The organism is Kitasatospora sp. NPDC056184 (genome assembly GCF_042268405.1).
GTDB lineage: Bacteria > Actinomycetota > Actinomycetes > Streptomycetales > Streptomycetaceae > Kitasatospora.
This window is the reverse complement of the sequence record NZ_JBHJUI010000006.1, coordinates 376,422-399,174: the sequence shown is the minus strand read 5'-3', so window position 1 is coordinate 399,174 and position 22,753 is coordinate 376,422. Positions and strand designations below refer to the sequence as shown.

At 75.5% G+C, this 22,753-nt stretch carries 19 protein-coding genes and 1 tRNA gene; 12 read left to right on the top strand and 8 right to left on the bottom strand.

The features are described 5' to 3' along the window. Positions 1 to 85 precede the first annotated feature (85 nt). The 3 genes from ACFC0B_RS15865 to ACFC0B_RS15855 all read right to left on the bottom strand — a co-directional run bounded on the left by ACFC0B_RS15865 (position 86) and on the right by ACFC0B_RS15855 (position 2,707). Entirely contained in the window at positions 86 to 871 is a 786-nt protein-coding gene (locus ACFC0B_RS15865; protein ID WP_376086379.1) for an NDP-sugar synthase, read from the bottom strand. Positions 872 to 989: 118 nt separating this feature from the next. Beyond that, positions 990 to 1,433, bottom strand: coding sequence for a hypothetical protein (locus tag ACFC0B_RS15860; RefSeq protein ID WP_376086378.1), 444 nt, complete (start codon positions 1,431 to 1,433; stop codon positions 990 to 992). 182 nt (positions 1,434 to 1,615) lie between these two features. Then, positions 1,616 to 2,707, bottom strand: a complete 1,092-nt coding sequence (locus ACFC0B_RS15855; RefSeq protein ID WP_376086377.1) for an ABC transporter ATP-binding protein — start codon at positions 2,705 to 2,707, stop codon at positions 1,616 to 1,618. A gap of 286 nt (positions 2,708 to 2,993) precedes the next feature. On the opposite strand from ACFC0B_RS15855, the gene ACFC0B_RS15850 reads away from it, so the two are divergent. Continuing rightward, a tRNA-Thr gene (locus ACFC0B_RS15850) sits at positions 2,994 to 3,067 on the top strand. 102 nt (positions 3,068 to 3,169) lie between these two features. Here ACFC0B_RS15850 and ACFC0B_RS15845 read toward each other — a convergent pair. After that, on the bottom strand, positions 3,170 to 3,970 hold the full coding sequence (locus ACFC0B_RS15845) for a hypothetical protein (protein ID WP_376086376.1): 801 nt from the start codon (positions 3,968 to 3,970) through the stop codon (positions 3,170 to 3,172). A 204-nt stretch (positions 3,971 to 4,174) separates the two neighbouring features. On the opposite strand from ACFC0B_RS15845, the gene ACFC0B_RS15840 reads away from it, so the two are divergent. The 3 genes from ACFC0B_RS15840 to ACFC0B_RS15830 all read left to right on the top strand — a co-directional run bounded on the left by ACFC0B_RS15840 (position 4,175) and on the right by ACFC0B_RS15830 (position 6,443). After that, the gene (locus ACFC0B_RS15840; protein WP_376086375.1) at positions 4,175 to 5,506 is read left to right on the top strand and encodes an MFS transporter; all 1,332 of its coding nucleotides are present in this window, start codon (positions 4,175 to 4,177) and stop codon (positions 5,504 to 5,506) included. A gap of 50 nt (positions 5,507 to 5,556) precedes the next feature. Beyond that, a complete protein-coding gene (locus ACFC0B_RS15835; RefSeq protein ID WP_376086374.1) occupies positions 5,557 to 5,793 on the top strand; it encodes a hypothetical protein in 237 nt (78 codons plus the stop codon). Positions 5,794 to 5,894: 101 nt separating this feature from the next. Continuing rightward, positions 5,895 to 6,443 (top strand): methylated-DNA--[protein]-cysteine S-methyltransferase, encoded by a 549-nt coding sequence (locus tag ACFC0B_RS15830; RefSeq protein WP_376086373.1) that lies wholly within the window; start codon positions 5,895 to 5,897, stop codon positions 6,441 to 6,443. 19 nt (positions 6,444 to 6,462) lie between these two features. On the opposite strand, the gene ACFC0B_RS15825 is transcribed toward ACFC0B_RS15830, so the two are convergent. Further along, positions 6,463 to 7,548, bottom strand: a complete 1,086-nt coding sequence (locus ACFC0B_RS15825) for an ATP-grasp domain-containing protein (RefSeq protein WP_376086372.1) — start codon at positions 7,546 to 7,548, stop codon at positions 6,463 to 6,465. A gap of 350 nt (positions 7,549 to 7,898) precedes the next feature. Between ACFC0B_RS15825 and ACFC0B_RS15820 the strand changes: the two genes are divergently transcribed. Both ACFC0B_RS15820 and ACFC0B_RS15815 read left to right on the top strand, forming a co-directional pair. Continuing rightward, positions 7,899 to 9,320, top strand: a complete 1,422-nt coding sequence (locus ACFC0B_RS15820; RefSeq protein ID WP_376086371.1) for a family 2B encapsulin nanocompartment shell protein — start codon at positions 7,899 to 7,901, stop codon at positions 9,318 to 9,320. A gap of 65 nt (positions 9,321 to 9,385) precedes the next feature. Then, positions 9,386 to 10,435 (top strand): family 2 encapsulin nanocompartment cargo protein polyprenyl transferase, encoded by a 1,050-nt coding sequence (locus ACFC0B_RS15815; protein WP_376086370.1) that lies wholly within the window; start codon positions 9,386 to 9,388, stop codon positions 10,433 to 10,435. 60 nt (positions 10,436 to 10,495) lie between these two features. On the opposite strand, the gene ACFC0B_RS15810 is transcribed toward ACFC0B_RS15815, so the two are convergent. Then, positions 10,496 to 11,536: an NAD-dependent epimerase/dehydratase family protein gene (locus tag ACFC0B_RS15810; RefSeq protein WP_376086369.1), complete on the bottom strand. Its 1,041-nt coding sequence runs from the start codon at positions 11,534 to 11,536 to the stop codon at positions 10,496 to 10,498. A 218-nt stretch (positions 11,537 to 11,754) separates the two neighbouring features. Between ACFC0B_RS15810 and ACFC0B_RS15805 the strand changes: the two genes are divergently transcribed. From ACFC0B_RS15805 to ACFC0B_RS15795, 3 genes are all read left to right on the top strand, one after another. Next, complete coding sequence (locus ACFC0B_RS15805) at positions 11,755 to 13,089, top strand: DUF1254 domain-containing protein (RefSeq protein WP_376086368.1); 1,335 nt, start codon at positions 11,755 to 11,757, stop codon at positions 13,087 to 13,089. Positions 13,090 to 13,134: 45 nt separating this feature from the next. Then, positions 13,135 to 14,442 carry a DUF1254 domain-containing protein gene (locus ACFC0B_RS15800; protein WP_376086367.1) on the top strand — a complete coding sequence of 436 codons (1,308 nt, stop codon included), beginning with the start codon at positions 13,135 to 13,137 and terminating at the stop codon, positions 14,440 to 14,442. Positions 14,443 to 14,968: 526 nt separating this feature from the next. Next, on the top strand, positions 14,969 to 15,640 hold the full coding sequence (locus tag ACFC0B_RS15795) for a GAP family protein (RefSeq protein WP_376086366.1): 672 nt from the start codon (positions 14,969 to 14,971) through the stop codon (positions 15,638 to 15,640). Positions 15,641 to 15,813: 173 nt separating this feature from the next. Here the strand turns inward: ACFC0B_RS15795 and ACFC0B_RS15790 are convergent, their stop codons facing one another. Further along, positions 15,814 to 17,685 carry a sigma-70 family RNA polymerase sigma factor gene (locus tag ACFC0B_RS15790; RefSeq protein WP_376086365.1) on the bottom strand — a complete coding sequence of 624 codons (1,872 nt, stop codon included), beginning with the start codon at positions 17,683 to 17,685 and terminating at the stop codon, positions 15,814 to 15,816. A 157-nt stretch (positions 17,686 to 17,842) separates the two neighbouring features. Between ACFC0B_RS15790 and radA the strand changes: the two genes are divergently transcribed. Both radA and disA read left to right on the top strand, forming a co-directional pair. Then, positions 17,843 to 19,342: a DNA repair protein RadA gene (gene radA, locus ACFC0B_RS15785; protein WP_376086364.1), complete on the top strand. Its 1,500-nt coding sequence runs from the start codon at positions 17,843 to 17,845 to the stop codon at positions 19,340 to 19,342. Between the two features lie 189 nt (positions 19,343 to 19,531). Then, entirely contained in the window at positions 19,532 to 20,590 is a 1,059-nt protein-coding gene (gene disA / locus ACFC0B_RS15780; RefSeq protein WP_344345239.1) for a DNA integrity scanning diadenylate cyclase DisA, read from the top strand. Between the two features lie 122 nt (positions 20,591 to 20,712). On the opposite strand, the gene ACFC0B_RS15775 is transcribed toward disA, so the two are convergent. Continuing rightward, entirely contained in the window at positions 20,713 to 21,594 is an 882-nt protein-coding gene (locus tag ACFC0B_RS15775) for a hypothetical protein (RefSeq protein ID WP_376086363.1), read from the bottom strand. Between the two features lie 182 nt (positions 21,595 to 21,776). On the opposite strand from ACFC0B_RS15775, the gene ACFC0B_RS15770 reads away from it, so the two are divergent. Then, positions 21,777 to 22,739 carry an A/G-specific adenine glycosylase gene (locus tag ACFC0B_RS15770; RefSeq protein ID WP_376086362.1) on the top strand — a complete coding sequence of 321 codons (963 nt, stop codon included), beginning with the start codon at positions 21,777 to 21,779 and terminating at the stop codon, positions 22,737 to 22,739. The last annotated feature ends 14 nt before the right edge of the window (positions 22,740 to 22,753 follow it).

The window sequence follows — 22,753 nt, the reverse complement described above, 5'->3', positions numbered from 1 at the left end:
CGGGGCCGCCCCCCCGCGGGCGCGCGCCGGGGGGGGGGGGGGCCGGGGGCCGCCCCCCCGCCCCCCCCCCCCGACACCGCCGCCGCTACCGCGGGGCGCGGCCGGCGCCCGAGGCGAGCTCCTTGGCGGCCTCGGTGAGGTCCTTCGCGGTGTCGATGGCCCGCCAGTAGACGCCCTGCGGCAGCTGGTAGCCGGCCAGCCGCTTGCCGCGGGCCAGCTGCGGGAAGGTGGTCCGCTCGTGGTCGCCGACGTCCGGCAGCAGCTCGGCGAACTCCGGGCTGAACACGTAGAGGCCGGCGTTGATGAGGAAGGGCGACGGCGGGGCCTCGATGAAGTCCAGGACGTTGCCGAACTGGTCGGTCTCCACGGCGCCCCACGGGATCCGCGGCCGGGCCAGCGCGAGGGTGGCGACGGCGTCCCGCTCCTGGTGGAAGGCGGCCATGTCGCGCAGGCTGAACCTGGTCCAGATGTCGCCGTTGGTGGCGTACCAGGGCTCGTCGGGGCGGGGCAGCGCCTTCGCGGCGTACTTGAGCCCGCCGCCGCGGCCGAGCGGCTCGGCCTCGACCACCGTGCGGACCCGCAGCGGCAGGTCGGCCTTGTCGAGCCAGTCCTCCAGCACGTCCGCGAGGTGGCCGCAGGAGATGACCACGTCGGTGACGCCCTCGGAGGCGAGCCAGGCCAGCTGGTGGCCCAGGATCGGGGTGCCCGTGCCGGGGATCTCGACCAGCGGCTTGGGGCGGTCGTCCGTGTAGGGGCGCAGCCGGGAGCCCTGGCCGCCGGCCAGGATGACGGCCTGGGTCACCTGGACCGGCACCGGGTTGACGGCGGGGGTGTGCGCAGGAGCGGCCGTGGGGCCGGAATCAGCGGTCATGGCTGAACAATAGGCGCACCCGCCCCGGCCGTTGCGCCGCCGTCACCCGCTCGGGCTCGGCCGGTCGGTCCGGTCGGTCCGGCCCGGTGCGGCCCGGTGCGGTCGGCTCGCGGTGCGGTCAGCTCGCGGCGCCGGCGGCGAACGAGCCGTCGCAGACCGGGCGGGCGAAGGAGCGGGCCCGCTGGACGTCGCCCTGGTACTTGCGCACCGCGGCCCGGCCCAGCTCGGTGGCGAGCGAGCTGCAGTACGGCGTGAGCGCGGGCTGCTCGCGCATCGAGCGCTCCAGCAGGTCGAGCGCGCTGCCCGGGTTGTGGGCGCGCAGCTCGTCCAGGAGCGTGACGCGCAGCGCGTCCTGCGGGGCGAGCCCGTCCGGGGTCCGTCCGGTGCCCGCCGTGCGGCCGATCCCGGCGCCGTCCTCGCTGGCCGCCGCCACCACCTGCTGGTCCAGGGAGGTCGGCGGGGCCCACGGCACCCTGGTCACGGCGAGGGTGCCGGTGGTCACCAGGACGACGGGCAGGGCGAGGGCGACGGTCTGGCCGATGCGGCGAACTAGCTGTTTCACGCACAGGAGCGTAGCGGTGCGTGCGGCCCTCATCGCCCTCCGTTACCCCATCGGGTGACACGATGTCCCGGTTCGTCCCGGCGCCGTGTTGACGTCCGTCACCCGTCGGAGTGGCCAGGACGACGGGAGCCCCGTCGGACCGGGTGACGGTCCGACGGGGCTCCGCGGTGCGCTCGGGTGCCTCAGTTGGAGAGGCGGGCGCCGGTGCTGGTGGAGAACACGTGGGTCTCGTTGGCGATCGGCACGACGTGGATGGTCTCGCCGCGGGCCGGGATCTGGCGGCCGTGCACGCGGACGACCAGCTCCTTGTCCTCGCCGCCGATCTTGGTGGTGCCGTACACGAAGCCGTCCGAGCCGAGCTCCTCGACCACGTTGACGGTGACGGCCACGCCCTCGATGCCGCCGCCCGAGACGATCTCGAAGTGCTCCGGGCGGATGCCGACGGTCACGGACTTGTCGGTGCCGGCGCCGGCCAGGTCCTCGCGCGAGATGTTGACGACCGAGCCGCCGAACTTCACGCCGCCGTCCACCAGCGGCACGTCGACCAGGTTCATCGCGGGCGAGCCGATGAAGCCGGCCACGAAGAGGTTGGCGGGCCGGTCGTACATGTTGCGCGGGGTGTCGACCTGCTGCAGGATGCCGGCCTTGAGCACCGCGACCCGGTCGCCCATGGTGAGCGCCTCGGTCTGGTCGTGGGTGACGTAGACGGTGGTGATGCCCAGGCGGCGCTGCAGGCCGGCGATCTGGGTACGGGTCGAGACGCGGAGCTTGGCGTCCAGGTTGGACAGCGGCTCGTCCATCAGGAAGACCTGGGGCTCGCGGACGATCGCGCGGCCCATCGCGACGCGCTGGCGCTGACCGCCGGAGAGCGCCTTCGGCTTGCGGTCCAGGTACTCCGTCAGGTCGAGGATCTTGGCGGCCTCCTCGACCTTGGTGCGGATCTCGGTCTTGTTGACGCCGGCGATCTTGAGCGCGAAGCCCATGTTCTCCGCGACGGTCATGTGCGGGTACAGCGCGTAGTTCTGGAACACCATCGCGATGTCCCGGTCCTTCGGCGGCAGGTGGGTCACGTCGCGGTCGCCGATCCGGATGGCGCCGCTGTTGACGTCCTCCAGGCCGGCCAGCATGCGGAGGCTGGTCGACTTGCCGCAGCCGGAGGGGCCGACCAGGACGAGGAACTCGCCGTCGGCGATCTCCAGGTCCAGCGCGTCGACCGAGGGCTTGGTCGCCCCGGGGTAGACGCGGGAAGCCTTGTCGTACGTCACAGAAGCCATGGCTGTGCTCTCCTTCACCGGCAGGAACGTGCCGGACGATCCGAGTAAAGGCGGGTGGTTCCGCTTCGCCGGTCGGCCCAGTGGTCTGAACCACTGCGCGAACCGACTCCCGGCGACGCTACCTGCGCGTCCGCTGCTTGTCAGCCCCCGGCCGACCGGATTTCGGCATCGGTTCCATCACGCCCGGCCCCGCCCCCGCCGGCCCCCGGATATCCCCCCACCGCCCGCGCCCCGCCCGGTAGACTGCCCCAGGTGCCGCCGTGACCTCGTCGCGGACGGTCACCATGCCTCCTTAGCTCAGCTGGCCAGAGCACCGCTCTTGTAAAGCGTAGGTCGTCGGTTCGAATCCGACAGGGGGCTCCGCAGATCCCTCGACAGGCCCCCCGGCGCGCAGCCGGGGGGCCTTCGTCGTTCCGCCGGAGCCACCGCCGGAGCGCCACCGAGTCGCCGCCGGAGCCGCCGTCAGGGCCGTGGCGGGCCGGGGCGGGGGCGGAGCCGGCGCAGGGTGTGGGCCGGGGCGTGGGCGGTGAGGACTTCGGCGGCGCGGCGGTAGGAGAGCCGGGCGCGGTGGGTGTGCGGGCAGCGGTCGGCGGCGGGGGTGGCGGCGGGGGCGCGGCGGGAGGTGAGGAACAGCGGGCCGGTGGTGCGGCCGGCCAGGAGGAGGGGGAGCAGCCGGGCGGTGGCGGCCTGCCAGGTGAGCGGCGGGGCCGGCGGCCGGGTGCGGCGGTGGGGGAGATCGAGGTCGTCGGCGTCGAGGGCGAGCACCGCCTCGACGGTGCCGCCGCTCTCGTGGAGGAGGCGCCAGAGGACCTGTTCGCGCAGCGGGACGCGGAGTGCGAACAGGGCGCGGAGCTGCTCGGGGGTGAGCGGCTCGGGTCCGCTGCCGGGGGACGGGAGGGGGCGGGGGCGCAGGCCCTCCGCGGGGTCGGTGCCGATCCAGCCCTGCGCGCGCCACCAGGCGAGGGCGGCGCGCAGCGTGGAGAGTTCGCGGTTCAGGGTGCGCGGGTCGGTGTCGCGCGAGCGGCGGTCGACGGCGGCCCGGAGGCGGGTGGCGGCCTCGGGGCGGTCGAGCAGGGCGAGCGGCAGGACGGGCGGCCGGGCCCGGCGGCGTTCCGGGCCGGTGGGGGCGGTGCGGTCGGTGAGCGCCCAGGCCCAGGTGTGCAGGGCGATCCGGTAGACGCGGCGGGAGCCGTCGCCGAGCCCGGAGGCCGCCAGGTAGCGCTCGACGGCGACCGCGTACTCGACCGGCGGGAGGAGGGGCATCCGAGCCTGCTTTCCGCAGTAAATGACGTATGGAGGAGCTGGGGAAAGAATAGGGCGCCGCGCAGTAAATCGCAGGTGGTCGGGGATTTCCGCGGTCGTTTACTGCGGCAGGCGGAGCCCTGTCGGAAATTGACGGGGAAAGGCTCAAGTTTTTCTCCGGAAAGCCTTGTGGGGGGTTTCCGTCCGTGGGCAGACTGGGCGACCATGACAGGGGAGACGGAGCGGATCCCGGCCCGCCCTCGACGGCTGAGCAGCCGTCTGGCCGTGCTGGGCGAACGTGATTTCAGGTGGTTCTTCGTCGGTTACGCGACCTCGCTGGTCGGCTCCTCCATGGCGCCGGTCGCGGTGGCGTTCGCGGTGCTGGACGGCGGGGGCGGCGGGACGGAGCTCGGCTGGGTGATGGCCGCCCGGATCCTGCCGATCGTGCTGGTGATGGTGGCCGGCGGAGTGGTCGCGGACCGGCTGGGCAGCCGGCGGGTGATGCTGGCGGCGGACGTGCTGCGCTTCGCGGTGCAGGGCGCCTTCGCGGCGCTGCTGGCCGCCGGGCACGCGTCGGTTCCGGTGATGGTGGCGCTGGTCGCCGTCTGGGGGCTGGGCGAGGGGGTGTTCCTGCCGGCGCTGGGCGCGCTGGTGCCGGCCCTGGTGCGCCGGAAGGAGCACCTGCCGGACGCCAACACCCTGCTGGGGCTGGCGCGTTCGGTGTCCACGGTGGCCGGTCCCGCGCTGGCCGGCGTGATCACGGCGGGGTTCGGCCCGGGGGCGGTGCTGCTGATCGACGCGCTGACGTACGGGGTGGGCGCGCTCGCGCTGGCCCGGCTGTCGGCGGCGCTGCCGGACGGCGCGGGGGCGGGCGGCGGCGAGGACTCCGTGCTGGCCGACCTCCGGGACGGCTGGGGCGAGTTCCGCTCCCGGCGGTGGCTCTGGGTGACCACCGTGCAGATGGCGCTGTTCAACCTGCTGGTCTGGGCGCCGTTCCTGGTGCTGGGCCCGCTGACCGCGCAGCGCGAGCTGGGCGGGGCGCGGGCCTGGGGGCTGGTGATGGGCGTGTACGGGGTGGGCGCGGTGCTCGGCGGGCTGCTGATGCTCGGGCGCCGGCCCGGTCGGCCGCTCGCGGTGGCGACGGTGGCCACCCTCGGCTGGGCGATGCCCTCGGCGGCGCTCGCGGCCGGGTTGCCGCTGCTCTGGACGGCCGCGGCGGCGCTGGTGGCGGGCGCCGGGTCGGCGGTCTGCGGCTCGCTGTACGAATCGACCCTGCAGAGCTGGGTGCCGGCGGAGGTGCTGGCGAGGGTGACGGCGTTCGGCGGGCTGGGCGCGTTCGTGCTGGGGCCGCTGGGCCTGGCGGCCGCAGGTCCGCTGGCCGACCGGGTGGGGGTGGCGGCGGTGCTGGCCTTCGGGGCGGGGTGGCAGCTGCTGGCCGGGGCGGCGGTGCTGGCGGTCCGCGGGGTGCGCGACCGGCGCTGGGAGGAGCCGGACGGGGGAGCGGTGCCGGGCGGCGGAGCGGCGGAGCCGTCCCCGACCGCGGCGGGTGCCGGCTGAGCGGGGCGGTCGTACCGTGGAGGGGTGGGGGCGAACGGAGGAGGCAGGACATGCCCGGTTCTCTCACCATCGGCCACCACGAGGCGGCCGCGACCCTGGACCACACGGACGCGGTGCGGCTCGCCGCCGTCCTGGACGAGCTCGCGTACCTGCTGGGGATCCCGGGGCCGAACCGGATCAACGAGACCCAGCTCGCCGCCCTGTGCGAGGGGCGGACCCCCGACCGGGCCGAACTGGCCCGCTGGTCGAGGGGAGTCGCCGAGGACCTGCGAGGCCGGCGCCCCTGACCCCGGCCGGCCCGGAGCACCCGCCGGACCCGCCGTACGATGGCGCGCGGGGCGGGTGGTCCGTGCGCGCCGCCGAGGACGCGGAGGACGTGGGGGAAGACGTGGCAGAGGGTACGGCGGCGATGTCCTGGCTGACGGTGGAGACCCCGTTGCCGAGCGGCCCGCTGCACGTGGCGGTGACCGCGCAGGGGGTGGCGGCCGTCGGCTACCTCGGGCGGGAGGGCGAACTCCCGCGCTGCGCCGACCCGTCGAAGATCGCCGCGGTCACCGGCCGGGTCGGCGAGTACCTCCAGGGCCGCCGACGGCAGCTGGACCTGCCGATCGACTGGAGCCTGAGCACCGGCCCGCACCGGGCGGTGCTGCAGGCGCTGCTGCGCGAGGTGCCGTTCGGGCGGACCATCACCTACGGCGAACTCGCCTCCCGCAGCGGGGTGTTCGGCGAGGTCGAGGAGCCCGGGCTGGCGGCCAGGACGGTCGGGCAGATGATGGCCGCCAACCCCGTCGCGCTGTTGGTGCCCTGCCACCGGGTGGTGGCGGCGGACGGGATCGGCGGCTTCGGCGGCGGCCGGGTCGGGATCGACGTGAAGCGCTGGCTGCTCACCCTGGAGGGTGTGCTGGAGCCGACGCTGGACTGGAACGGTCCGCTGTAGCGCTGGGCGTGACGACGGGTCAGTGCACCAGCTCGCCCGCCGCCAGGCCGACCGGGGCGAGCGGCGGCAGTCGGCGCGGCAGCACCGGCTGGATCCCGGAGACGAGGGTGTACTCGATGCCCGCCGGGTCCCCGCCCCACTCGGTGTCCGGTCGCTCGCCGAGCGCCAACTGCACCGCGTTCCAGGGCAGGTTGAGCCCGCACAGGCGCAGCTGGTACAGGCCGCCGGAGGGCCGGGTGTTGACGTCGATGACCACCGGCTCGCCGTGCAGGTGCCGGAACTGCACGTTGGAGAGGTACGCCATCCCGGTCGCCTCGACCAGGCGGCGGGCGGGTTCGAGGTACCGGGGCGCGGTGGTGAAGCTGCGGCGGCGCCGGTGCTTGCTGCGGCCGACCGCGGCCAGCGGGGTGCCGTCCAGGTCGGCCAGGCAGTCCACGGAGATCTCGGGGCCGTCGAGGAAGGGCATGACCAGCAGCTCGGTGGAAGCGTCCGGATCCTCGCGGGCCGCCCGGTCGAGCGCGGCGGTCACCTGGTCGACCTGGACCCGGCTGTCCCAGCCGGCCAGCCGGTGCAGCCCGAACGGCTCGCGGGTGAGGACCCGGAAGCCCTCGCCGCCGGCGCCGGCGGCGGGCTTGAGGCAGGCGGTGAGGCCGGCCGACTCGATCCGGTCGACGGCGTCGACCAGGTCCCCGGCGGTGCGCACCAGCCACCACGGCGGGGTGGGCAGTCCGGCGTCGGCCATCGCCGCGTAGCCGTCGGCCTTGTTCGCGAAGGCGGCGATCGCGGTGGCCGGCGGGCAGACGAGGGCGGTGCCGACGGCCTCGAACTCCTGGCGGTGCAGGGATATCGCGAGCTGGTGCAGCCGGGGCACGAAGACGTCGATCCGGTGGCGGGCGCAGTGGTCGAGGGCGAACGCCACGTAGGCGTCGGGGGTGAGGTCGGCGGGTTCCAGGGCGGCGGTGTCGGCCGCGGCGAGGACGGGGGAGTCGGGGTCGACGTGGGTCGCGTGGATCCGGACCGGTCGGGGGGCCGCGCGCAGCTGTTCGATGAAGAACACGTTCTCGGCGTACGTGCGGTTGAGCCAGACGGTGACGGGGGCGCTCATGGGGCCTCCCAGGGCAGGGGTGAACGAGGGGAAGGGCTGTCTCGCGGCCGCACTCGTCCAGTGGCCCGTGGCCCTTTGAGGTGGCACCTTAGCGGCCCGCGGCGCGGGGGCGAACGCGGGGTGGCCCTGCTGTGCACCGTTCGGGGAGGAGAACCGGATCATCCCATTCCGGAAAAAATTAGATCACCTGATCGAATAAATATCGATCAGACATTCTATTCGTCCTATTTTTTCGGTTATTCCGACCACTCGAAAGAGTGATTGCGGCGACCCTTCGCCAGGCCCCACCATGGATTGTTGCAAGTTGCCAGGCGACACTTCATCGGGTACGGGTACGCGAAGGGCTTCCTATGTCGACCGAAACCAACGTCGGTATTCCTGCACCGGGCGGTGAAGCGCAGACCCGGGACCAGCAGAGTCTTGCCACCGCCGCCGCGCGGAACCTCGCGACGACGACCAAGTCCGCGCCGCAGATGCAGGAGATCAGCCCCCGTTGGCTGCTCAGGACGCTCCCCTGGGTCGAGGTCTCGGCCGGCACCTACCGGGTCAACCGCCGGCTGCGGCACGCCGTCGGCCGCGGCCGGGTCGGCTTCGACCGGACCGGCAGCGAGGCCCGGATCATCGCACCGACCCTGCGCGAGGTACCGGTGCTGCGGGGCTTCCCGGACGACGCCGTGCTGGAGGAACTGGCCGGGCGCTTCGTCCAACGCGAGTTCTCCGCGGGTGAGGTCCTGGTCGCGGCCGGGGCGCCGATCGACGAGGTCTTCATCATCGCCTACGGCAAGCTCAGCCGGATCGGAACGGGCAAGTACGGCGAGGAGGCCGTCGTCGGCTCCGCGGCCGACGGCGACCACCTCGGCGACGAGGTGCTCCGGCAGGAGAACGCCACCTGGCCGTACACCGTCCGGGCGGACACCGCCGGCACCGTGCTGTCCCTGCGGTGGTCCGCCTTCCAGGAGGTCGCCGACCGCTCCGAGGCGCTCCAGCTGCAGGTCATGGAGTACCTGGCCGGCTTCCAGCAGCCGCAGAACAAGCACGGCGAGGCGGCGATCGACCTCTCCGCCGGCCACCACGGCGAGTACGAGCTCCCCAGCGCCTTCGTGGACTACGAGCTCAAGCCGCGCGAGTACGAGCTGAGCGTCGCCCAGACGGTCCTCAAGGTGCACACCCGGGTCGCCGACCTCTACAACCAGCCGATGAACCAGACCGAGCACCAGCTGCGGCTGACCATCGAGGCCCTGCGCGAGCGCCAGGAGCACGAGCTGGTCAACAACCCGGAGTTCGGCCTGCTCGCCAACGCGGACTACGACCAGCGGATCCAGACCCACTCCGGCCCGCCCACCCCGGACGACATGGACGAGCTGCTGAGCCGCCGCCGCAGCACCAAGCTCTTCCTGGCCCACCCGAGGGCCATCGCCGCGTTCGGCCGCGAGTGCAACCGGCGCGGCATCTACCCGGACACCGTGGAGGTGCAGGGCCGCCGCGTCTTCGGCTGGCGCGGGGTGCCGGTCTTCCCGTGCAACAAGATCCCGGTCGCCAACGGGACCACCACCTCGATCCTCGCCATGCGAACCGGCGAGGACAACCAGGGTGTCATCGGTCTGCACCAGACCGGAATCCCGGATGAAGTCGAGCCGAGCCTTTCGGTGCGGTTCATGGGAATCAACGAGAAGGCCGTCATTTCCTATCTGGTGAGCGCCTACTACTCCGCCGCGATTCTGGTGCCGGACGCCGTCGGCGTCCTGGAGAACGTCGACATCGCGCACCGCTAGGGCCGACCGCGGCAGGGCCGGCCCGGTCCCGGGCCGGCCCGTCGCACCACCAAGGGGGAGGACCCATGGGAATGTTCACGCTGGAGCGCGACCACCGCGAGGGACACGAGGCGCAGGACGTCCTCGCGCGCGCCCGCACCCTGGTCGACCCGGTGCTCCGGGCCGCCGTGGACTCGCTGCCGGGCACCATGCGCCGGGTCGCGGGCTACCACTTCGGCTGGTGGGAGGCGGACGGCTCGCCGACGACCGCGTCCTCCGGGAAGGCCATCCGGCCCGCCCTGGTGCTCGCCGCCACCCAGGCGCTGGGCGGCGACCCCGCCGCGGCCACCGCCGCCGCGGCCGCCGTCGAGCTGGTGCACAACTTCACGCTGCTGCACGACGACATCATCGACCGGGACGAGACCCGGCGGCACCGCCCCACCGCCTGGCTGGTGTTCGGCACCACCGAGGCGATCCTGGCCGGGGACGCCATGCACGCGCTGGCGCTGCGCCTGCTCGCCGAGGACGGCCACCCGAGCGCGGGCGAGGCCGTGCGCCGACTGGCCGACTGCGTGGTGGAGCTCTGCGAGGGCCAGCAGATCGACTGCGCCTTCGAGCAGCGCAGCGACGTCTCGCTGACCGAGTGCCTGGCGATGGCCGAGGCCAAGACCGGCGCGCTGCTCGGCGCCGCCTGCGCGATGGGCGCCCAGTACGCGGGGGGCTCGGAGGCGGCGGCCAAGGCGATGGACGGCTTCGGCCGGGAGATCGGCCTGGCGTTCCAGCTGATCGACGACCTGATCGGCATCTGGGGCGACCCGGCGGTCACCGGCAAGCCGGTCGGCGCGGACCTCCTGGTCCGCAAGAAGTCGCTGCCGGTGGTCGCGGCGCTGGGCTCCGGGACGCCCGACGGGGCCCGGCTGGCCGAGCTGTACGCGTTGGAGCGGCCGCTCACCGGCGAGGAGTTGGCGAGCTGCGCGGCCGCCGTCGAGGGTGCCGGCGGGCGTGCCTGGGCGCAGGGCGAGTCCTGTGACCGGATGGCCGCGGCGATGACCCAGCTGGCCCTCGCGGTGCCCGAGCCGTCGGCCGCCGACGAACTGCTCGCGCTCGCCGAACTGGTCACCCGCCGCACCCACTGAGCTGGCCCCGCCGGGGGAACGCGCCCGCGCGCTCCCCACCGCCGGGACCGGTTCCGCGCCTCAGTCCGGCCGGGCCGGCGTGGCCAGCAGCCGCTGCTCCTTCGCCGGCTCGATGCCGTGCAGGATCCGGCCGCGCTTGCGCCCGTCGGCCTCCGTGTCGTCCACCGGCCCGCGCTGCCGCAGCCACGCCCAGGTGTCCCGGGCGGTCTCGGCGAAGGGCCGGCACCGCAGCCCGGCGGCCTCGGCCCGGCCGGTGTCGGCCAACCAGGTGCCCGCCGCCTCCGGCACGTCGGGCATCCACAGCGGCAGTTCGCTCCACGGCTGGACGCTGTCCGGTCCCTCGGCCGTCAGCCGCTCGTCCGCGACCCAGACCAGCTCGGTGTCCGCGCGGCCGGTCGCCTCGACGCAGCCCGCCAGGAACTCCCCGTAGGTGAGCCGGCCGGGCGGCGCCGTGGTGAGGAAGCGGCCGGTCGTGCCCGCCGTCAGCAGGTCCAGCCCGAACACCGCGAAGTCCCGGACGTCGATCAGCTGCATCGGCCGCCCCGGCTCCCCGGGCGCCAGCACCCGCCCGCCCCGGGCCGTCCGCTCCAGCCACCACGGCAGCCGGCCGCCCCGCTCGTACGGGCCGATCAGCAGCCCGCTGTTGAGGATCAGCGCGCGCTCGGCCCCGAAGTACTCCAGGACGGCGCGCTCGCAGCCGGCCTTGAGCGCGGCGCTGAACTCCTGCCCGGGCGGGGTGTCGGCCGGACAGGCGTGCAGCGGGGAGGTCTCGTCGACCACCCGGGCGGGCCAGTCGGCGAAGGCGTGGACGGAGGAGACCAGGGTGTAGTGGTCGGCGCGCCCGCGCAGCAGCCGGGCGGAGTGCGCGGCCTGGGCGGGCTGCTGGGCGGAGGTGTCGACCACGGCGTCCCAGCGCCGTCCCCCGGCCAGCCGCGCCAGGTCGTCGGCCGAGTCGCGGTCGCCGCGGACCGCCTCCACGCCGGACAGGTCGGCGGCCGTGCGGCCGCGGTTGAAGGTGGTCACCTCGTGCCCCCGGGCGAGGGCTTCGGAGGCGAACGCCCGCCCCAGGAAGGACGAGCCGCCAAGCAGAAGGATCTTCATACCGGCAAGGCTGTCCCGGCCCCTTCGACCGCATACCGCCGTTCGCCACGGGCGGAGCACGGCGCCGTCCCGGGCGGGTCCGGCCCCCGCGGCGGCCGAGATGCCGACCCCCGGGGGCCCGCATAGCATCCGAGCTGTACCGGTACACCCCTCCGACACGTCCGCCGTGCAGCCGCCGCGCCCCGGCGGCGGGGCACGGCGCAGGGAAGAGCGGCACCATGGTCAACCCGGCACTCGTGGACCCGGACACCATCCGCGCGACCGCCGCCGAGGCGTGGGTCCGCGGGTACCCGATCCTGCAGAACTACCGCACCCTGTACACCCAGGCGCTGGACGACGCCGACCCGCGCCACGTCGGCGGCTTCGGCGTCTTCCGGCACTACCCGCACCCCGCCACGCCGGCCGACACCGATGTCGTCACGCCCAACAACGACACCCCGTACTCCTGGGCCTGGCTCGACCTGCGGACCGAACCCTGGGTGCTCTCCGTCCCCGCCACCGACCACTACTACGTCCTGCCGGTGCACGAACTCGACACCGTCTACGCCGGGTTCGTCGGCTCCCGGACCACCGGCCAGGAGGCCGGCGACCACCTGGTGGCCGGCCCCGACTGGCACGGCGAACCCCCGCCCGGCGTCCGGAGCGTCATCCGCGCGACGACCCGGCTGGTCGGCATCCTCGGCCGCACCCACCTCGGCGGGACGTCCCCCGAGGCCGTCGAGGAGCTCGCCGGGCTCCAGCGGCAGTACCGCCTCCGCCCGCTGCACGCGTACACCGGCACGCCGGAGCCCGAGCCCGCCCCGCAGCCCGTCTGGCCGGTCTGGCGCGACGAGGTGCTCGACACCGTCGAGTTCTTCGCCTTCCTCGACTTCCTGCTCGGCTTCGCCCCCGCCGAGGCCGCCCCGCCCGCCGAGGCCGAGCTGCGCGGCCGGCTGGCCGACCTCGGCATCGACGGCCGCGGCGAGTTCGAACCGGCCGCGCTGCCCCTCGCGGTGCGCGCCGAGATCGGGCGCGGCATCGCCGACGGCAAGGCCGAACTGGCCCGCGCCGCCGCGCGCACCGAGTCCTCCGTCGGGCTCTTCGGCACCCGCGAGCAGCTCGGCACCCGGTACCTCGACCGGGCGGTCGGCGCGCTCACCGGCCTGTACGGGCTGCCCGTCGAGGAGGCCTGGTACGGCGGCTGGCAGGCCGACAGCGAGGGCCATCGGCCGCCGGACGCCAGCGAGCGCGACTACCTGCTGCGGTTCCCGCCGGACGCGCTGCCGCCCGCCCGCCACTTCTGGTCGGTGACCCTGTACGCGCTGCCCGGGCTCCACCTGGTCGACAACACCCTGGACCGCTACTCCGTCGGCGACCGCACGCCCGGCCTGGTCCGCGACCCGGACGGCGGGCTCACCCTCCACATCCAGCACAAGCGGCCCGCCGACGCCGAGCACTCCGCCAACTGGCTGCCCGCCCCGGACGGCCCGTTCACCGTCGTCATCCGCCTGTACGGGCCGGACGCGTCGGTGCTCGACGGCCGCTGGACGCCGCCGCCGCTCACCCCGCCCTGAGCCCGCGCCGCCGACCGGACGGCCCGCCACCCGGGAAGGACGCCCATGAACCAGCCCGTGAACCAGCCCGAGCTGGAGGCCCTGGCCGCCGACGCCTACGTCTACGGCTACCCGCTCGTCGCCGGCCTCACCGCGGTCGACCGCTTCGCCCACGCCACCCGGCTGGCGGGCCCGGAGGACGACTTCACCTCCGTCAACAACGACGTCCTCTACTCGGTCGCCCAGCTCGACCTCTCCGCGGGCCCGCGACGACTCCACGTGCCCGACACCGCCGGCGCCTACCACGTGCTGCAGTTCGTCGACGCGTGGACCGACAACTTCGCCTACCTCGGCACCCGCGCCACCGGCAGCGCGGCCCGGACCTGGCTGGTCGTCCCGCCCGGCTGGCACGGCACCCCGGCCGACCCCGACCGGGTGATCGCCTCGCCGACCACCGTCGCCACCGTCGTCGGCCGCTTCGCCTGCGCCGGTCCGGACGACCTCCCGCGGGTCCGCGCCCTCCAGGAGGGGCTCCTCCTCGAACCGCCGGAACCGGGCGGAGCCGCCGCCGGACTCCCCGCCCCGGACCCGGACGTGCCCGAGCGGCTCGCCTTCTTCGAACGGCTCCGGGTCTGGATGGCCGCCTACCCGCCCGCCGAGCCCGACCGCGTCCACCAGCAGCGGTTCGCGCCGCTCGGCCTGCTCGACCCCGGCCCCTCGCCGTACCGGGCCGCCGCCCCCGACTGGACGCTCGCCCTGGCGACCGGACTCGCCGCCGGGCGCCAACGCGTCGAGGACGCCACCCGGCCGCCCGAGAACCGTCCGCCCGGCGAGTGGCGCGCGGACGTCCACCTCTTCGACCACAACACCGCCTTCCTCGGCCCCGGCACCCTCGACGACCCCGAGTGGCGGATCCCCGACCGCCGCGCCGCCTATCTCAGCCGGGCCGCCGCCGCCCGCGCCGGCCTCTGGGGCTGCCACGCCTACGAGGCCCTGCACGCCGCCGCCACCACCGACGACGCCGACGGCCGACCGCTCGACGGCACCCGCCCCTACACCCTCCGTTTCCGCCCGGACGGGCTGCCGCCCGCCGAGGAGTTCTGGTCCCTCACCGTCTACGGCCTCCCGGACCGCCGCCTGGTCGCCAACCCGGCCGCCCGCCACTCGATCGGCAGCCGCACCCCCGGCCTGCGCCCCGACCCGGACGGCGGCCTCACCCTCCACCTCCGCCATGAACCCCCCAACGACCCGTCCGAGGCGGCAAACTGGCTCCCCACCCCGGCCGGCCCGTTCCGCCCGGTGATGCGGCTCTACCGCCCGGGCCCCGCCGCCCTGGACGGCACCTACCGCCTCCCGCCCCTCCAACCGGCCTGAGGCCTGCCACCGAGCCCCCGCCTGCGGGGCGGCGCCACGGCGTGGGAGCGACGCATCCGGGCGGGGTCCGGCCCCGCCCGCGGCGTGCAGGGGCGACGCATCCGGGCGGGAGGTGCCCCCACGGCTCGGACCCACGCCGCCGCACCGCCGCCCCGGCCGCCGACCGGGAGGCGCTCCCACGCGGCCCTTGCCGTCGGTCGCCGCCGGCCAGGGTGTTGCCCGACGGGCACTTCGGGCGGACGGTGCCAGGGCATGGAAGCGTGGCACCTGGGCGGTCCGGCCTCGTGCGGCGGCTCGACTCGGACGCCGCCGTCCGCGCGCCGCCGTACTTGCCACCCCCGCGTCGCGTTGTCGTTGGTCGCCGAAGGCCGGGTGAGCCGCCTGCCAGGCCCTTCGGGCGGACGACCGGGAGCTTGCAGAGGGGTCCCCGGGCACGGAGGAGCGACACCCGGGCGGCCCGGCTCGGACTCCGCCGTCCGCGCGTCGTCGCGCCGCCGGGGCCCGCCCGAGCAGGAAGGAAGCGTGCATGGGCGAGGCTGTCGGCCGGATGCTGGTCTCGGCCGCAGGCATCGCGATCAGCCCGATGGCGCTGATCGCGACCGTCCTGCTGCTCGCTACGCCCAGGGGCCGGGCCAACGGGGCGGCGTTCGCCGCCGGCTGGACGGCCGCGCTGGCGGCGGTGGCCCTCGTCGTGGTGCCGCTGGCCTCGCGGCTCGCCGCGGGCGCGGTGGCCCCGGACTGGTCGTGGTGGTTCGAACTGGCCGTGGGCGGTCTGCTCCTGCTGCTCGGCGCGCGCCAGTGGCGGGACCGCCCGCGCGAGGGCCGGGTGCACGGCCCACCGGCCTGGATGCGCACCGTCGACCGCTCCACCCCGGCCCGGTCCGCCGCGCTCGGGGCGGCTCTGCTGGCGGCCGATCCGAAGAACCTGCTGCTGGCCGTCGCCGCCGCGGTCGCGATCGGCACCGGTGGCGCCCCGGCCTCCGGCGAGGCGGGCGCCGCCGCGCTGCTGGTGCTGATCGGCTCCCTCGGCACCCTGCTGCCCCTGGCGGTCCACCTCCGCGGCGGCGCCCGCGCGCCCCGCCGCCTCGACGAGTGGAAGGCCTGGGCGGCCACCCACAACACCGCCGTCCTGCTGACCCTCCTGTTCGTCCTCGCCGCCTCCCACCTGGGCACCGCCCTCTCCGGGCTGACCTCCTGACCCCCGGGCTGCCGGTCGGCGGGGCCCTCGCCTCGGCCCGGGTGCGGGGCTCACGGAGGCGGAGCCGTCGGCGGCCGTCCTGCCGGCCTTCCGGTTCGTCCTCGCCGCCTTCTCCGGGCCGACCGCCTGCGGGACATCCCCGCGCGCACGGCGCGTCCGGCGCGGCCCGGGCCTCAGCGGGGTGAGGGGCTCGCGGTGGCGGAGCCGTCGGCCGCCGTGGGGGAGGGGCTCGGGGACGGCGTCCCCGTCGGTTCGGGGGTCGGCGTGGCGGTCGCGGTGGGGGAGGGGGCCGGCGTGGTGCTCGGGGTGCTCGTGGGCGTCGGGGCGCGGTCTGTCGGAGTGGCGCTCGGGACGGGGGTGGCACCCGGGGTGCCCGCAGGCTCGGCCGGGGACGGCGTGGCGCCGCCCCGGTGCTGCGGGCCGCCCTCCAGGGTGACCACGGCCTGGGAGGGCGGCAGCGCGATCCGGGCGGTCCAGCGGGTCGTGGGGGCGAGGTCCTCGTCGACGCCGACGATCACCGTGATCCGCTGCCCGGGGGCGAGCGTGCCGGCGTCGCGGCTGAGCCGCAGCCAGGACACGTCCACCACGGCGTGCCAGTGGATCTCGGTGCCGCCCGAGTTGGTGAGGGTGAGCACCGTGCGGCTGCCGTACTCGCCCGCCTCGACGGTCAGCAGACCGGTCGGCGCGGGCGCTCCCGCCGGTGTGCCGGCCGGGGCCGGGGCGGCGGCGGGCGCGGGCTCGGGGGCCGCGACCAGGGCGGGGCTGCCGAGTGGTGCCGCCCCGTGCGCCGGGACCGGGACCAGCGGTCCCTGGACCCCCGGCAGCAACGTTTCTGCGGAGAGCGGCCCCGCCGCCGCCAGCTCCATCCCGGCCACCGCCGGACCGGAGCCGCGGTAGGCCCCGCCGACCGCCCCGATCACGGCCCCGACCGCGCCGCCGGCCTCTGCGGCGCCGCCCCGGTCCGCCGGGGCACCGGTCGGAGCACCGGTCGGACCGCCCGCCGGCCCACCCCGCGCACGGTCCCCCTCGACCCGGACCGAGGAGACCGCCGCCGTGCCCGGCCCGCCGCCGTCCCGGTGCCCGGCCCACAGGGCGACGACCGGTGCGGCCAGGACGGCGGCCAGCACCCCGGTGGTCACCACCCGCCGCCGCACCGTAGGCCCCCGGCCGCCGTCCGGCGCGCGGTGCCGGGGGAACCCGCCCCGGTCGAAGCGGAGCCCGGGCTCGGTCACCGGCACCGGCGCCGCGGCCCGCCGTCCGGTGCGCTCCCGCTCCGCCGGGGGCCGGAGGGCGACGGCTCCGCCCGGGGTCCCGGTGCCCGCTGCCGGGGCGGCGAGCACCGGCAGCCCGGACTGCCCCGCCGTCCCGTCCTCCGGCACCTCGTCCGCGACCCGCTCCGCCGTGCCCCGGCAGGTCGGGCACTCCACCACGTGCCGCACCAGCTCCCGGCGGAGCGCGGGGCCGAGCACCCGGTCCCGCCGGCTCTCCGTCCCCGAGCCGCCGAGCCGCTCCAGCTCGGGGCAGCTGCCGGCGCCGAGCACCAGCAGGGCGGCCAGGGTCCGGTCGACCTCGGCCCGCGCGGAGGCGAGCAGGGTCCGGACGGTCCCGAACGGCTGCCCCAGGACGGCGGCCACCTCGATCGGGGTGAGCCGGTGCCGGACGGACAGCTCCAGCGCCTCGCGCTGCTCGGGGTCGGTGCCGGCCGCCTCGGGCCAGGCCAGCGAGGCCAGTTCGCGCCGCCGCCGGACCGCCTCCGCCCCGTCACCGCCGTCCGCCCCGCCGGCCGGCCCGGTCCCGGCGACCGTTCCGTCCGCCAGCCGCCGCAGGCAGCAGTACCGCGCCAGCGCGTACAGCCAGGCCCGGACCAGCCCGGGCTCGGCGAGCCGGCCGCCGTACCGGACCACCAGCTCGCGCACCTCCCGCAGGGCGCCCGCCGCGGCGTCGTGCTCGCACAGCACCGAGAGGCAGTAGGTGAAGAGGCCGTCCACCTGCCGCTCGTACGCCGCGAGGACGGCGTCGCGCGGCCCTTCCGTACTCGTCGTCACCCGTCCGACGGTAGAGAGGGCGCCCGCCCCGTCCGGGGCATTCGGCCCGGTTGTACTTCTTTCGGGTAACAACATCGCCCATTCGTGGACCGGACCGACGGCCACCGCGCCGGGCGGCCGGGCCCGCGCTGTCGTACCCAGGCGCTACGGTGACCGCATGGCTGCCCGTACCAAGACCACCGCCAAGCCGCGCCCGGCCTACCGCTGCACCGAGTGCGGCAACCAGCTGCCCAAGTGGGTCGGCCGCTGCCCGGAGTGCAACGCCTGGGGCACGGTCGAGGAGTACGGCGCGGTGCCGATCCGCACCACCGCGGCCGGCCCGGTCAGCGCGCCCGCCCGCCCGATCGCCCAGGTGGACGGCCAGGTGGCGACGGCGCGGTCCACCGGCGTGCCCGAGCTGGACCGGGTGCTCGGCGGCGGCCTGGTCCCGGGCGCCGTGGTGCTGCTGGCGGGCGAGCCCGGCGTCGGCAAGTCCACCCTGCTGCTGGACGTCGCCGCCAAGGCGGCCTCGGCGCAGCACCGCACCCTCTACGTCACCGGCGAGGAGTCGGCCGGCCAGGTCCGGCTGCGCGCCGACCGGATCAACGCGCTCTCCGAGCACCTCTACCTGGCCGCCGAGTCCGACCTCGGCGCCGTCCTCGGCCACGTCGAGGCGGTCAACCCCGGCCTGCTGATCCTGGACTCGGTGCAGACCATCGCCTCCGCCGAGCTGGACGGCGCGCCGGGCGGCCCGGCCCAGGTCCGCGAGGTGGCGGGCGCGCTGATCCGGGCCTCCAAGGAGCGCGGCATGGCCACCCTGCTGGTCGGCCACGTCACCAAGGACGGCCAGATCGCCGGCCCCCGCCTGCTGGAGCACCTGGTGGACGTGGTGCTGAGCTTCGAGGGGGACCGGCACGCCCGGCTGCGGATCATCCGCGGGGTCAAGAACCGGTACGGCGCGACCGACGAGGTCGGCTGCTTCGAGCTGCACGACGAGGGCATCGAGGGCCTGGCCGACCCGTCCGGCCTCTTCCTGACCAGGCGTGACAAGCCCGTGCCGGGCACCTGCCTGACCGTGACCCTGGAGGGCAAGCGGCCGCTGGTGGCCGAGGTGCAGGCGCTGATGGTGGACTCGCAGATCCCCTCGCCGCGCCGGACGACCTCCGGCCTGGAGTCGCCCCGGATCGCGATGATCCTGGCCGTGGTCGAGCGTCACGGCGGGGTGAAGCTGGGCAAACAGGACATCTACACCGCCACCGTCGGCGGGGTGAAGCTCTCCGAGCCCTCGGCGGACCTCGCGGTGGCGCTTGCGGTGGCCAGCTCCTCCTCCGACACCCCGCTGCCCAGCAACCTGGTCGCGATCGGCGAGGTCGGCCTGGCCGGCGAGGTGCGGCGGGTGACGGGTGTGCAGCGGCGGCTGGCCGAGGCGCACCGGCTGGGCTTCACCCACGCGCTCGTCCCGCCGGACCCGGGCAAGGTCCCGCCGGGCATGAAGGTGGTCGAGGTGGCGGACATCGGGGAGGCGCTGCGGGCGATCCCGGGCCGCCGCCGGGCCGCCGCCAAGCCGAGGAATGAGGCACCGTCGGCCCCGCCGGCGCCCCGCGCGCAACCGCCGGCGGCCCACCCGGAGGACCTCATGGCGGGGTGGGAGCCGCTCGACTCCGACGAACTGCGCTGACCCAAGCCCTGTCGTTGCCGCACGCAGTTAGACTTTCCCCTGTCTCATTGGTGATAAGGCAGTACTAAGCGACAGAGCAACAGACCGCAGGCCGGCGCCCCGCGCGAGGGCACGCGGTACGGGGTCGACCGGAGGAGTCACGTGGCAGCCAGCGACCGGGCGGACAAGTCCTCCCGCGAGGAGGCCCTGCTGCGGGCCTCCCTCACCGCCATCGCCCCCGGCACCGCGCTGCGCGACGGCCTGGAGCGGGTGCTGCGGGCCAACACCGGCGGCCTGATCGTGCTCGGCTTCGACAAGACCGTCGAGTCGCTCTGTACCGGCGGCTTCGTGCTCGACGTCGAGTTCACCGCGACCCGGCTGCGCGAGCTGTGCAAGCTCGACGGCGCGGTGGTGCTGGACAAGGACATCACCAAGATCGTCCGGGCCGGCGTCCACCTGATGCCGGACTCCACCATCCCGACCGACGAGACCGGCACCCGCCACCGCACCGCCGAGCGGGTCAACCGGCAGACCGGCTTCCCGGTGGTCGCGGTCTCGCACTCGATGCGGCTGATCGCCATGTACGTCAACGGCACCCGCCGGGTGCTGGAGGACTCCACCACCGTGCTGTCCCGCGCCAACCAGGCGCTGGCCACCCTGGAGCGCTACAAGCTGCGCCTGGACGAGGTGGCCGGCACGCTCTCCGCCCTGGAGATCGAGGACCTGGTGACGGTCCGGGACGTCACCGCCGTCGCGCAGCGGCTGGAGATGGTCCGGCTGATCGCCACCGAGATCGCCGGCTACGTGCTGGAGCTCGGCATCGACGGCCGGCTGCTCTCGCTCCAGCTGGACGAGCTGATCGCGGGCGTGGAGCCGGAGCGCGAACTGGTCGCCCGGGACTACTTCCCGGAGCGGGCCGCCAAGAAGGGCCGGACCGTCACCGAGGTGCTGGCCGACCTGGAGGCGCTGACCCACGCCGAGCTGCTCGACCTGCAGACGGTGGCCAAGGCGCTCGGCTACTCGGGCTCGCCCGAGTCGCTGGACTCGGCGGTCTCGCCGCGCGGCTACCGGCTGCTGGCCAAGATCCCGCGCCTGCCCAACACGGTGATAGAGCGCCTGGTGGAGCACTTCGGCGGGCTGCAGAAGCTGCTGGCCGCGAGCATCGACGATCTGCAGACGGTCGAGGGCGTCGGCGAGACCCGGGCCCGTTCGGTCCGTGAGGGGCTCTCCCGGCTTGCCGAATCGTCCATCCTGGAGCGCTACGTCTGAGTCGGGCCCGCCCCGCGAACGCCGGAGTCCCGCGCGCGGGCGCCGGAGCCCCGTGAACGCCGAAGCCCGGACCGCCTGAGCGGTCCGGGCTTTTCGCTGTGCGGCGGGCCGGTGAGGTCCGCTCAGTTCTCCAGGCGGATCGAGGAGCGGGCCGAGGCCTGGCCGCCGGAGAGGCCGGTGAGGTCGGCGACCACCAGGTAGGTGCCGGCCGGCGCGGGCGCCGGGTCGGCGGTGGCGCACTGCGGCTTGCTGCGGACCCGGTCCCAGCTGAAGGTCTCGGTCAGCCCGCCGTTGGCGGGGAGCTGGACCCAGCTGCTGTTCCGGTCGGCCGGGCAGTCGCCGGAGGACCAGATCCGCTCGCCGTTGCTGGCGGTGACGGTGATCGCCGAGGCGGTCCGGCCGAGGTCCAGCCGGCAGGTGGTGCCGGAGGAGTTGTTGATGGTCAGCGCCAGCTTGGGCTTGTCCTTGGGCTGGTAGGCGTTCTGGGCGCCGGCCAGATTGAGCGTCACCTGCGAGGAGGCGCAGACCGGCAGGGCCATGATCTCGGGGGTGTTCACCGGGGGCGGGCCGCCGGTGCCGCCACCGCCCGTGCCGCCGGTCCCGCCGGCCGCGCCGCCGCCCGCCGCTCCGCCGGTCGCGGGTGCCGGGTTGGCGCCGCCGCCGGTCGTGCCGCCGGTGCTGAGGCTGACGTCGCCGCCGCCGGAGCCGCCCACCGCGCCGCCGGAGCCACTGCCGCCGCCACTGGAGCCGCTGCCGGGGCGGGAGTTGTTGGCCGGCCCGGTCGGCGAGGCGCCCGGCGTGATCGCCTGGGCGGGCGTCTGGCTCTGCGACTGGGTCGGTACGGCCTGCGCGGCCTTGTCCTTGCCGTCGCCACCCCCGCCCTGATCGGTCATCAGCCAGATGACGAGGGCGGCGACCGCGACGACGGCGACGAGCACGACGATGCGCCGACGCCAGTAGATCGAGGCCGGCAGCGGTCCTACGGGTTGACGCAGAGAGGGCACGCCCAAACTCTACGAGACAGTGTGTGCCTCTTGACGCACCAACACCGCACCGTCACCCCTTCCTTCACATGATCCGCCATTTGCGCCGTTCGAGGGAGGCTGAATGGGGTGTTTTGCGCCATCTACCGGAGCACCGTGATCCGCTTCGGCTGCCGTCCCGGGCATGGGAGGATCGAAGGGCCATGGCTGCCAACACCGTCACCCCCGCCCTCCCCGCCCCCGCGACCCCGGCCGCGACCTCGAAGCCCGCCGAGGGCCCGAAGCCCGCGCTGCCGCTGCCCGTGCTGCACGCGACCGTCCTCGACTGGTACGAGGCCAACGCCCGCGACCTTCCCTGGCGCACCCCGGACGCCTCGCCGTGGGCCGTGATGGTCAGCGAGTTCATGCTCCAGCAGACCCCGGTCAAGCGGGTCCTGCCCGCCTGGGCGGCCTGGATGGAGCGCTGGCCGACCCCGGCCGACCTGGCCGCCGAGCCGCCCGGCGAGGCCGTCCGGGCCTGGGGCCGGCTGGGCTACCCGCGCCGGGCGCTGCGGTTGCACGGCGCCGCCGTCGCGATCACCGAGGAGCACGGCGGCGAGGTCCCGGACGACCACGCGACACTGCTCTCGCTGCCCGGCGTCGGCGAGTACACCGCGGCCGCGGTGGCCTCCTTCGCCTTCCGCCAGCGGCACGTGGTGCTGGACACCAACGTCCGCCGGGTGTTCGCCCGGGCGGTGACCGGCGTGGAGTACCCGGCGCAGGCCACCACGGCGGCCGAGCGGCGCACGGCGACCGCGCTGCTGCCCGACGCCGCCGGGACGGCCGCCACCTGGGCGGTGGCCGTGATGGAGCTGGGCGCGCTGGTCTGCACGGCCCGCGGCCCGGAGTGCGGGGACTGCCCGCTGTTCACCTCCTGCGCCTGGCAGCGGGCCGGCTGCCCGCCGTACGAGGGCCCGGCCCGGCGCGGCCAGTCGTACGAGGGCACCGACCGGCAGGTGCGCGGCAAGCTGCTCGCGGTGCTCCGCGAGGCGCACGCGGAGGTGCCGCAGGCCCGGCTCGACGCGGTCTGGCCGGACGCCGTGCAGCGGGCCCGCGCGCTCGACGGGCTGGTCGCCGACGGGCTGGTCGAACCGGTCGAGCAGGGCGTCTACCGTCTGCCCCAGTAGCCCCCGGGATGAGC